This is a genomic window from Campylobacter canis, assembly GCF_045504005.1.
Classification (GTDB): Bacteria; Campylobacterota; Campylobacteria; order Campylobacterales; family Campylobacteraceae; genus Campylobacter_A; species Campylobacter_A canis.
The window spans coordinates 1-11,103 of sequence record NZ_JBJJXH010000018.1 but is presented as its reverse complement, the minus strand read 5'-3'; the positions used below and the strand labels follow the sequence as shown (position 1 = coordinate 11,103).

Sequence of the window (11,103 nt, the reverse complement as noted above, 5' to 3'; positions counted from 1 at the left end):
AGAAAAAATGAAATCAGAAATCAATATACAAAAATGTATATTTAGATTTTTGATTTGTAGGGGGGTAATCATACAAGATTAAATAAATGTATTGATAACGCATGAGACAACTCTTTGATCAACAAATACGTAGATGAAGAGCAAAGAGAAATTCCTTTTAGCAGGATGATTTACAACTGCGGCTTTTCACGGGCTAAATCATCTTTATATTTACGAGCTTAAAATAAAATATATAAGTGCTAAAGCTAAAATTTTGTAGATTATTGATTTGTGAAATTTTAACTCAAATTTGAAGGCATAAATTTGCCTTCAAATTCTCTTTTTGGCCCATAAAACCCACTTTAATACAAATTCTAATATAATCAACAAAACAAAAGCCTGTCGCCATAAAAAGGAAGTTTATGTTTGCTCTTAAATTTCGACCTAAAACGCTCGATGAAATTTGCGGACAAAAAGATATCGTAGAGATTTTTAAAAAATTTATCAAAAATGAAAAGATCCCGCATAGTATATTTTATGGGCTTGCGGGATGCGGCAAAACCAGCTTTGCAAGAGTCGTTGCAGGAGCGATGAGCTATGATTTTTATGAATTTGACGGCGGAAATTTAAAGATAGACGAGTTTCGCAAAATCCTAAAAAACTATGAAAACGCTTTAAATAAACCGCTATTTTTCATTGACGAAATTCACCGTCTAAGCAAGACTCAGCAAGAAGCGCTACTAATCCCTATGGAAAATTACAAGGCGATCATAATAGGCGCAAGCACCGAAAATCCATACTTTACTCTTAGCTCGGGCATCAGAAGCCGTTCGATGCTTTTTGAGTTTAAGCCTTTAAATTCGGTTGATTTTGAAAAACTGCTTAAGAGAGTGAGTGACGAGGTGGAATTTCAAATAGATGATGACGCTAAAGAGTATCTGTTTAAAAGTAGCGGCGGAGATGCGAGAAGTTTTTTAAATTTGCTTGAATTTGCGCTAAATTTAAGTCCTGATATAACTCTTGAAAATTTAAAAATACTTCGGGCTAACGCTGTTAGCGAAGGAATTAGCGAGGATGACACGCACTACCGTTTGGCAAGCGCTTTTATAAAAAGCATGCGCGGAAGCGATGAAAACGCTTCTATATACTATCTTGCAAGGCTTATTGACGCCGGTGAAAGCGCTGATTTTATAGCTCGCAGGATGGTGATATTTGCAAGTGAAGATGTGGGTAATGCTAACCCAAATGCCTTAAATTTAGCCACTAACACTATGCTTGCAGTTAGTAAAATCGGCTATCCCGAAGCGCGTATAATCTTAGCACAATGCGCTGTTTATCTAGCCTGTTCTCCAAAGTCAAATTCAAGCTATAAGGCGATAAATGAGGCTTTAAAATATGTCAAAAATGAGCCGCCTCTTAAAATTCCGCCCTATCTTATAAATACTTCTCCTGAGGCGAAAGACTATCTGTATCCGCATAGTTTTGGCGGTTGGGTCGAGCAAAAGTATCTGGCAAAACCGCTTAAATTTTACGAAAATAACGGCATAGGATTTGAAAAGACGCTTGAAGAGTGGCTGATAAAAATTAAAAAGAAAGTATAATTACATATTTTAATCGGAGTTGATATGGATTTGTCGGTTATTACTCAGAGTGCTTGGTTTGAGGCTGTAGGTATTCCTTTGCTTATCTGTCTTGCTAGGATTATTGATGTTACGATAAGTACTGTTAGGATTATCTTTGTCTCAAAGGGTCAAAGGCTGATAGCGCCTATACTCGGGTTTTTTGAGATCATGGTCTGGCTGATGGCTATAACTCAAGTCATGCAGCATCTTGATCACTGGCAAAACTACATCGCTTATGCGCTCGGATTTGCTCTTGGGAATTATTTTGGAATTTATATAGAGAATAAAATAGCGCTTGGAAGCGTTGCGGTAAGAATTATCACAAAGATAAAAGCAGACACCTTGGCAAACGAACTAAGATCTCGCGGGCATAGCGTTACAACAGTTGATGCCATAGGAAATGACGGCGAAGTAAATATCGTATTTACCGTTATAGATCGCAGCAAAATCAAAGAGATAGTTCCGCTAATCAAAAAACACAATCCTTGGGCGGTTTATTCTATAGAAGATGTCAGGTATGCAAACTACGCTATGCTAAACGTGCCTGTAAGTGAGCAGAATTTAAACAAGATTAAAAGCTAGAAAGTTTGTTAAAGCAAGAACACATCAAATTTTTGGCAATGCATCGAATTTATGTGCAGTAAATACAAAAGATAAAGAGCATGAAAATAAGCGCTTTATCTTTTGGAACTAAAATTTATAAACTTATATTAACTCTACACCTTTGCCCTTAACAACTTCACCGATGATGTATCCGTCGCATTGCGCTAAGATGCTTTGAGTGTTGTCGGGACTTGCTACAAGCACCATACCTACGCCCATATTAAAGGTTCTCATCATCTCGGACGGCTCTACTTTTTGAGCGATGATTTTAAAAATTTCAGGCGTTTTGATAGCTGATTTTTCTATCTTTGCGCCAAGTCCGTCAGGGAAAACGCGAGGCAAGTTTTCGACTAAGCCACCGCCTGTTATGTGTGCTAGGGCGTTTATTTTATCTTTTAGGCTTAAAAATTCTTTTACATAAATTCTAGTAGGCTCTAAAAGCGTATCTATAAGTGTTTTATCGCCGATTTTACCCTCGAATTTAAGCCCTAACTCACTAACAACCCTCCTTGCTAACGAAAAGCCGTTAGAGTGAAGACCGCTACTAGGAAGTGCGATTATGACGTCTCCTTCACGGACAAATTTGCTTCTATCGATCTCGTCTATCTCCGCCATTCCTACCGCAAAGCCCGCTAGGTCAAAGTCCTTGCCCTCATACATCGAAGGCATCTCTGCAGTTTCTCCGCCTATGAGTGCGCACTGAGCCAGTTTGCAACCCTCGGCGATCCCTTTTACCACTTGCGCTGCGCTATTTATGTCAAGTTTTGCTGTTGCGTAGTAGTCTAAGAAAAAAAGCGGCGTGGCGAAGTTGCAAATAAGGTCGTTCACGCACATTGCAACCAAGTCTTGCCCGACTGTGTCAAATTTATCCGCATCAATCGCAAGTCTTAGTTTTGTGCCAACTCCGTCCGTAGCTCCCAATATGGCGGGATTTTTATATCCGCTTGGCAGTTTTATAGCTCCTGAAAACGACCCGATACCGCCTAAAACTAGCGGCGTAAAAGTTGATTTTACGTATGGCTTGATCTTTTCTACGAAGCTGTTTCCGGCGTCAATATCAACTCCTGCGTCTTTATAGCTTATCATTTTATCCCTTTTTGAAATTTGCCTAATTTTAGCTAAAACTTGCTAAAATCGAATTAAAAATCAAAGGCGAAATTTGATGAAATTTAACCATGCTTTCGTGGTTACGGGCACGATAGGAAGTGGCAAAAGCACATTTTTAAACCTACTTAAGATGTATGGTTTTGAAGTGATTGACGCAGATGAAATTTCTCATGAGGAGCTTGAAGCTTGCAAGGATGAGGTTGTAAGAAAATTTGGCGAGGAAATTTTGTCCTTTGACAAAATTGATAGAAAAAAGCTTGGCGCAATCGTATTTAATGACAAGAGTGCGCTTAAATGGCTTGAAAATTTACTTCATCCAAGAATAGATGCGAAAATTTATGAGCTTTGCAACAAACTTGAGAGTAAAAATTTGCCTTATTTTGTAGATATTCCGCTTTATTTCGAGGGTCTTGGCAAGACGAAATTTAATTATGTAGTAGTTGTTTACGCACCTGTAAAAACCTTAATAGATCGCATTATGAAACGAAACGGCTTAAGTCATGAAGAGGCTAAAAATCGAATAGAGCTTCAAATGGATATAGAAAAAAAGCGCGAAATGGCTGATTTTGTTATCGACAATAGCGGAAATTTAAAGGATTTGCAAGCCCAAGTTGATGGGTTTTTAAGAAATTTGAAAGGCACGTATGAGAGTATCGAAGTATAACGCAAGCGGAAATGATTTTGTGATATTTCACACCTTTGTTAGCGAAGATCGAAGCGAGTTAGCTAGAATTTTATGCGATAGATTTAACGGCGTAGGAGCTGATGGGCTTATCGTTTTACTTCCTTTTGAAAATGGCGTAAAATGGGAATTTTACAACAGTGACGGAAGCTACGCGGCGATGTGCGGAAATGGCTCAAGAGCAGCGCTTTTGTATGCATTTACTAACAAACTAACTAACACAGAGGAGATAACTCTATCTACGGGCGCAGGAAGTGTTAGCGGTAGCGTAAACGGCGATATAGTAGAAGTTGAACTAACAAAACCTCTTAAGATAGCCGATAAATTCAGTAAGTTTGGGCGAGAGTGGTATTTTTATGATACTGGCGTTCCTCATCTTGTTAGTTTTTGTGAGAATTTAAATGGCTTTGATGAGAATTTGGCTCGTCAAATGCGTCAAGATCATAATGCAAACGTAAATTTCGCCAAAATTGAAGGCGAAAATTTGTTTGTTAGAACCTACGAGCGCGGAGTAGAGGCTGAAACAAACGCTTGCGGGACGGGAATGGCGGCGTGCTTTTACGCAGGAGTTAAAAATTTAGGCTTAAAAGAGCAAATTTGCGTTTTTCCAAAAAGCGGCGAAGAGCTTGGTTTGAGGCTTAAAGATGAAAAGATATTTTTTAAGGGCAAGGTAAGACACTGCTTTGATGCGAATTTTATGGAGTAAAATTTGGCTTGTTTTGCTTATCGTAACTAGCTTAAATGCCGGCTTTAGCGATGAATACTACACCTTAAAAGGCAAAGCGAAAAAGGAAGCTTTTGTAGCTGAAATTAGGCCAATTATCGTAAATGTAAATAGTGTTATAGCTTCAAAGCGCGAATTTTGCGTAGCTTTTGTTGTTCAAGCTTGGAGGCATGGTCTGCGTGAGCTTGATGAGGATAGTTATATACAGCTAGTTAAAATCGCAAGCGAGCACAATATAAAGCATATTTTTAATGTTAATGAGTATCTAGTGCGGATAAGAGAAATTCCCGTTTCGCTGGCCATAGCTCAAGCTGCTATCGAGAGCGGTTGGGGCGAGAGTAGATTTACAAAAGAGGCAAACAATATCTTTGGGCATTATACTTGGGGAGAAGTAGGGCTTGTGCCGCTTGATAGGGTGCGCGGCAAGCGACACAAGATTAGAATTTTTAGTAGTTTGCAAGAGTCTGTCCAGATGTATGCGCTAAATTTGAACTCAAACGTTGCATATGAAAATTTTAGGTTATCCCGCGCAGAATTTGCAAGAAGCGGCAGGCTTTTTAGCGGACTTAGTGCGGCTGAAACTATGCAAAACTACTCAGAGCTTGGCGAAGAGTATGTAAAGATGCTAAAGACGCTTATAAATCAGCTTGATTTAACAAAGTATGATTAATTGAATTAGCATAGCGGATAAATAAAACTTGCTTATGCTTAAATCTTTAATTCATCATTTTAAAACAACGATAGTGACGAAATTTGCTTTGCTGTAATTATATATAAGCAGAGTGTGTATGATTTTACACCCAAGAAACAGAAAAATTATATTTTGATAGCTATTTATAAATATTAAATTATGATTGTGAAGCTTTGAAATTGAAAGAATTTCTCGCTCAAACGAGCGAGAAATTTGAAATTATTTTAAAACAGCCTTTACTTGAGAAGCAATCTGTGCAAAAGCTTTTGGGTCATTCATAGCGATATCGGCTAAAATTTTTCTATCTAATTGTATGTTAGCCTTTTTAAGACCGTTGATGAAACGTGAATAGCTGATATCGTTTAGTCTGCAAGCAGCGTTGATCCTAACTATCCAAAGACGGCGGAAATCGCGTTTCTTAGCTCGTCTGTCTCTATAAGCGTAAACTAAACTTCTTTCTAACTGCTCTTTAGCTTTTCTAAAGTGTTTGCGTCTTCCGCTGTAAAAGCCACGAGCTAGCTTTAATACCTTTTTATGGCGTCTTCTTCTAACTACGCCTGTTTTTACTCTTGCCATATTTATCCTTTTTACAAATTGGCGTTCGCCGAGCGAATCTTGCCCCTAAAATCGGGGGAGTTTGAATGACCTTGTGTCAAAAACTTAAATTACATGCAAAGCATTGATTTAACGCTTGCGACATTTGTGCTATCAACGTATTGAGGGCTTCTTAAATCTCTTTTTCTGTTGCGAGATTTTTTAGTTAAAATGTGGCTTCTAAATGCTGAGCCTCTTTTAATCTTGTTTTTACCCACTTTAAAACGCTTAGCAGCGCCGCGAACAGATTTCATCTTTGGCATTACTAAATCCTTTTAAAATTTTTCTTACGCTTAGGTAAGAGCGAGATTATACCCAAAATTTCTTTAAAAAATTTAAATTTATCTGTTTTGCAGCTTTTGCTCTTGATTTTTTATAAAAATATCTTTATAATGCCACTTCAAATTCACTTTAAAGGACTACAAAATGTCATGTCCCATGCTTAAGGCTTCTTAAATTCGGGCTTAGATTAAAAGATCAAATCAAAGCTGCGAAGAGTTTTTTAAATAATTACACTTTTTTAATTATACGAATCAACCCGTTTTTAAGCGGATGTCCGTTGCATTGCAACTGCGTTTTTAGAAATAGAGCTTCTCAATTTTTGAAATTTGCCGCTAAAATTTACGGCAACGAATACTACAAATTTCACTTCTCACTCAGAAAAAGCGGATGTCATCCGCCCATGTGCCTCTAAAATCACACATTTAACATTTATTTTAACCATTGGCCATTGTTTTTTATAGCTCAAAATTTGAGATATGAATTTTCACATTGAAATTTAGATTTTAGAAGGAAAAATTATGATAAAAAGTTTTGTAACAGGTTTTGCAAGAATAGGCGAGCAAAGAGAATTAAAAAAGGTTTTAGAAAATTTTTGGGTGGGTAAAACCGATGAGGCAACGCTTCAAGATACCGCAAAAAAGCTTAAAGCCAGACATTGGGATTATCAAAAAAATGCAGGAATTTCAGCTATCAGCGTAAATGACTTTTCGTTTTATGATTTGGTGCTTGATAATATCATTACTTTTGGTTGCGTGCCGCCGAGATTTGCGAGTTTAAGCGGGCTGGAGCAGTATTTCGCGCTTGCTAGAGGAAATAAAAGCGGCGTTGCTATGGAGATGACAAAGTGGTTTAACACAAACTACCACTACATCGTGCCTGAGCTTTGTTCGGATAGCGAATTTAGCCTGAATTCAAGCAAAATCATCGCCGAATACAACGAAGCTAAGATAAACGGAGTTAAGGGCAAGATAAATTTAATCGGACCTATAACGTTTTTGGCTCTTTCAAAGACGACCGACGGAAGTTGTGCGTTTAAGCATTTTGATAGCCTTACCAATGAGTACAAAAAGCTGATAGCCGAAATTTCAAAGCTTGATGATGAAATTTTAGTTCAGTTTGACGAGCCGATTTTTGTAACTGACAAAGACGAAGAACTTGCTAGGTTTATAAAAATTTACGATGAGTTTGCCGGTGTGGCAAGTAACGTTAAAATCGTATTTATGACGTATTTTGAAAATGCTTTAAAAGCGGTAAATGAGCTGGTTAAAACTAAAATTTACGGCATCGGACTTGACTTTGTTCATACGGATAAAAACAAATCTGCGCTTAGCGTCATAGCAAACAGCGACAAGGTGCTTTTTGCCGGTGTGGTTGACGGCAGAAATATCTGGAAAAGCAACATTGACGAGAAGGTCAAATTTGTAAAAGATATCGCCTCTGCGTTAAACGGAAAAGACTTTTACATAGGCACCAGCTGCTCGCTTCTTCATGTGCCTTATACGCTAAAATACGAAGAGAAGCTAAATCCTCAAATCAAAAGCTGGCTGAGCTTTGCAGTGGAAAAACTTGATGAGATAAAGATCATTACCAAACTTGCAAACGGCGAAAATTTAAGCGAGTGTGAGGCTAAAATTTACTCTGAAAACAAACAAGCCGTAGCTACTCGTGTAAATTCCGAGCTGATTCACTCAAAAGAGGTTGCAAGCCGCGTTGCAAATTTAACTAAATTTGAGCGCGATACACCTTATAACGAGCGTATAAAGGTGCAAAAAGAGACTTTGGATTACGGAATTTTACCGACAACTACGATAGGCTCGTTTCCTCAAACATCAGAGCTTAGGCAGGTAAGAAACGCTTATAAAAAAGGACTTATCACAAAAGAAGTCTATGAAGCCGATATCAAAGCGTATATCGATGAGTGCGTGAAATTTCAAGAAGATATCGGGCTTGATGTGTTGGTTCACGGCGAGCCTGAGAGGAATGACATGGTTGAGTATTTTGGCGAACAGCTTAAAGGCTATGCTTTTAGCGAGAACGGTTGGGTTCAAAGCTATGGCAGCAGATGTGTAAAGCCACCACTTTTATTTGGCGATGTAAGCAGGCCAAATCCGATGACGGTCGAGTGGATAAGCTACGCTCAAAGCAAAACCAAAAAGATAATGAAAGGTATGCTAACAGGACCTGTAACGATCCTAAACTGGTCGTTTGTGCGTGATGATAAGCCTCGTAGCCAGATCGCCAAGCAGCTTGCACTTTGTATCTATGATGAAATTTCGGATTTGCAAAACGCTGGCATTAAGATCATTCAGGTTGATGAGGCTGCATTTAAGGAAGGCTATCCGCTAAGAGCCGAAAATATAGGCGAGTATGAGAAATTTGCCGTTGATTGTTTCAGGTTGTCGGTAAGCTCGGCGGATGCTAAAACTCAAATTCACACTCATATGTGTTATTCTGAATTTAACGACATCATCAAGACGATAGAGGCGATGGATGCTGACGTGATATCGATAGAGACTGCAAGAAGCGGTAATGAGCTTCTTAAAATTTTTAAAGAGGTCGGTTATAAACAAGAGGTTGGTCCCGGAGTTTATGATATCCACAGTCCGCGCGTGCCTGAGGTTGGCGAGATGGTTGAGCAGATCAAGGCGCTACTTGAAGTGCTCCCAAAAGAGCAGCTGTGGATAAACCCCGACTGCGGACTTAAGACTCGCAAATGGGAAGAAGTTAAGCCTAGCCTTAAAAACATGATCGAAGCGGTTAAGATCGCTAGAAGTTTATAAATTTAAGCTCCTTTTCGGGGCTTAAATCAAAGGCTTTTGTATGCTAAAGGATAAAATTTTAAACTGTGAGCCGGGAATTTTGCTTTATGGACTAACCCCTCCAAAAATTCATTTAGAAGAGCCCGAGCGCAACCGAATAGCTAAAATTTGGCGAGATAGGATAGAGAGCATAGATGTCGATGGAATCGTGCTTTATGATTTGCAAGACGAGAGCAATAGAAATAAAAACGAGCGTATTTTTGAGTTTATCAAGACCATTGAGCCCGAGGAGTATTATAAAAATTACCTTAAAACTAGCGTTGAGGCTATTATTTATAAGGTTGTGGGTAAATACGACAAGGCTGAATTTGAGCAAAATTTAAAAACCCAAAGCGTAAATTTAAATGTTTTTGTGGGTGCTAGCTCAAAAGAGCAAGATATCAGTCTAAGGCTTGATGATGCGTATAATATAGCAAAAAAGGGCAAATTTGATCTGTTTCTTGGCGGCATTTGCATACCGGAGCGACATGCTAAAAACGCAAGCGAGCATCTAAAAGTAGCGAGTAAAACCATAAACGGATGTAAATACTTTATCACTCAGGCTGTTTATGATCTTGAAAATGCGAAGAAATTTATAGATGATTATTCTAAGCTTAGCATTCAAAAGGTGCCGATAATATTTACATTCACTCCTTGCGGCAGCCTTAAGACGCTTGAATTTATGAAGTGGCTTGGCATAAGCATACCGCATTATTTTGAAGAGAGGCTTAAAAATAGCGAAGATATACTGAGTGCGTCGGTAAATTTAAGCTTGGAGCTTTTTAATTTTCTTTACAAATATAGCCTCGCAAAGGGCGTAAGCGTAGGCGCAAACATAGAAAGCATATCGGCTAGAAAGAGCGAGATAGAGGCTTCTTTGAGGCTTCTTGAGGGGATAAAAGAGATAATATCAAAAACAAACGTGAGTTATAGAGGTTAAATTTGGCAGAGCTAATCTGCCAAATTTGTAATTAAACCAAGTCAAATAGTAAAAACTCAACCTCGCTAAAAGTATCTATATGAAGCGCGCTCTCTTCGGTGATAGCCAAAGCGTCGCTTGTTTTTAGCTTAGTATCATTTACGCTTAATTCGCCTTTTACGACTTGAAGCCAGTATTTTCTGTTTGCATCAAGCTTGATCTCTTCGGTGGAATTTGCTTTGTATTGGTATCTAAAAAGCTTCATATCCTGATAAATTTTAAATGAATTTTCATCGGCATTTGGCGAAAGTAGAAGCGTTGCTCCCTCTTTTGGCGCAAATTCTTTTTGTTCGTATCTTGGATTTACGCCTTTTTGGTTTGGAACTATCCAAATTTGATAAAAATGCAGCTCATCGGTGCTGCTTGGATTGTATTCTGAGTGAGCTATGCCGGCTCCTGCACTCATTATCTGAAATTCGCCCGCACTTAGAGTTTTAACATTTCCTATGCTGTCTTTATGAGCTATTTGCCCGCTAAGTACGTAAGATAGTATCTCCATATCTCTATGAGGATGTGTCCCAAAGCCGCTACCAGGAGCTACGAAGTCTTCGTTTATAACGCGAAGGTGTGAAAATCCCATGTGATTTGGATCGAAATAATTGGCAAAAGAGAATGTGTGCCTGCTATCAAGCCATCCTCCGCCACCGCCTTGCCCGCGCTCGTGCGCATATCTTGTTTGAATCATTTTTTCTCCTATTTTTTCTTGGAATATTAGTTGTTTTTTCTAAAAAGATAGCTTAAAATTTTTGCTTATTGATATTCGTTTGCGTTTTTAACGTGAGGAAGCGTAAACATTGTAGAAATTCTACCGTTTTCGTTTCTATCGCTTACGATAAACACTTTTTTGTTTAAAGGATTAGGGATTTGATTTAGAGCTTGACCGCCCGAACCCACAGACTTATATTTCTCAACCTTACCGGCCATTATGTCGATAAGTTTTTGCTTATCGCTATTAATCTTTCCTTGCTAAAAAGGGATTTTAAATATCTAACTATCGCACACATAACGGCTACGATAGCAACTTTTTTACTTTTACCTTTGT

12 protein-coding genes are annotated in these 11,103 nt (G+C 38.4%); 7 read left to right on the top strand and 5 right to left on the bottom strand.

Annotated elements, in window-relative coordinates:
- Nucleotides 1–401: 401 nt before the first annotated feature.
- The gene (locus ACHJH3_RS11100) at nt 402–1,580 is read left to right on the top strand and encodes a replication-associated recombination protein A (protein WP_407064868.1); all 1,179 of its coding nucleotides are present in this window, start codon (nt 402–404) and stop codon (nt 1,578–1,580) included.
- Nucleotides 1,581–1,604: 24 nt separating this feature from the next.
- Entirely contained in the window at nt 1,605–2,183 is a 579-nt protein-coding gene (locus ACHJH3_RS11095; RefSeq protein ID WP_407064867.1) for a DUF2179 domain-containing protein, read from the top strand.
- 123 nt (nt 2,184–2,306) lie between these two features.
- Here the strand turns inward: ACHJH3_RS11095 and purM are convergent, their stop codons facing one another.
- Nucleotides 2,307–3,290, bottom strand: coding sequence for a phosphoribosylformylglycinamidine cyclo-ligase (gene purM / locus ACHJH3_RS11090; protein ID WP_407064866.1), 984 nt, complete (start codon nt 3,288–3,290; stop codon nt 2,307–2,309).
- A gap of 73 nt (nt 3,291–3,363) precedes the next feature.
- Between purM and coaE the strand changes: the two genes are divergently transcribed.
- The 3 genes from coaE to ACHJH3_RS11075 are packed head-to-tail and all read left to right on the top strand — an operon-like array spanning nt 3,364 to nt 5,387.
- Nucleotides 3,364–3,975 carry a dephospho-CoA kinase gene (gene coaE / locus ACHJH3_RS11085; RefSeq protein WP_407064865.1) on the top strand — a complete coding sequence of 204 codons (612 nt, stop codon included), beginning with the start codon at nt 3,364–3,366 and terminating at the stop codon, nt 3,973–3,975.
- Complete coding sequence (gene dapF / locus ACHJH3_RS11080) at nt 3,956–4,699, top strand: diaminopimelate epimerase (RefSeq protein ID WP_407064864.1); 744 nt, start codon at nt 3,956–3,958, stop codon at nt 4,697–4,699. The genes coaE and dapF overlap by 20 nt, the downstream gene beginning before the upstream one ends.
- The gene (locus ACHJH3_RS11075; RefSeq protein WP_407064863.1) at nt 4,680–5,387 is read left to right on the top strand and encodes a glucosaminidase domain-containing protein; all 708 of its coding nucleotides are present in this window, start codon (nt 4,680–4,682) and stop codon (nt 5,385–5,387) included. The genes dapF and ACHJH3_RS11075 overlap by 20 nt, the downstream gene beginning before the upstream one ends.
- Nucleotides 5,388–5,627: 240 nt before the next feature.
- Here the strand turns inward: ACHJH3_RS11075 and rplT are convergent, their stop codons facing one another.
- Nucleotides 5,628–5,984, bottom strand: coding sequence for a 50S ribosomal protein L20 (rplT, locus tag ACHJH3_RS11070; protein WP_407064862.1), 357 nt, complete (start codon nt 5,982–5,984; stop codon nt 5,628–5,630).
- Between the two features lie 89 nt (nt 5,985–6,073).
- On the bottom strand, nt 6,074–6,265 hold the full coding sequence (gene rpmI, locus ACHJH3_RS11065) for a 50S ribosomal protein L35 (protein ID WP_169942931.1): 192 nt from the start codon (nt 6,263–6,265) through the stop codon (nt 6,074–6,076).
- Between the two features lie 537 nt (nt 6,266–6,802).
- Here rpmI and metE point away from each other — a divergent pair.
- Nucleotides 6,803–9,064, top strand: coding sequence for a 5-methyltetrahydropteroyltriglutamate--homocysteine S-methyltransferase (gene metE, locus ACHJH3_RS11060; RefSeq protein ID WP_407064861.1), 2,262 nt, complete (start codon nt 6,803–6,805; stop codon nt 9,062–9,064).
- 40 nt (nt 9,065–9,104) lie between these two features.
- A complete protein-coding gene (locus ACHJH3_RS11055) occupies nt 9,105–10,022 on the top strand; it encodes a methylenetetrahydrofolate reductase (RefSeq protein ID WP_407064860.1) in 918 nt (305 codons plus the stop codon).
- Nucleotides 10,023–10,053: 31 nt separating this feature from the next.
- Here ACHJH3_RS11055 and ACHJH3_RS11050 read toward each other — a convergent pair whose 3' ends face one another.
- Both ACHJH3_RS11050 and ACHJH3_RS11045 read right to left on the bottom strand, forming a co-directional pair.
- Nucleotides 10,054–10,746 carry a pirin family protein gene (locus ACHJH3_RS11050; RefSeq protein WP_407064859.1) on the bottom strand — a complete coding sequence of 231 codons (693 nt, stop codon included), beginning with the start codon at nt 10,744–10,746 and terminating at the stop codon, nt 10,054–10,056.
- A 65-nt stretch (nt 10,747–10,811) separates the two neighbouring features.
- Nucleotides 10,812–10,985, bottom strand: coding sequence for a hypothetical protein (locus ACHJH3_RS11045; RefSeq protein WP_407064858.1), 174 nt, complete (start codon nt 10,983–10,985; stop codon nt 10,812–10,814).
- Nucleotides 10,986–11,103: the final 118 nt, after the last annotated feature.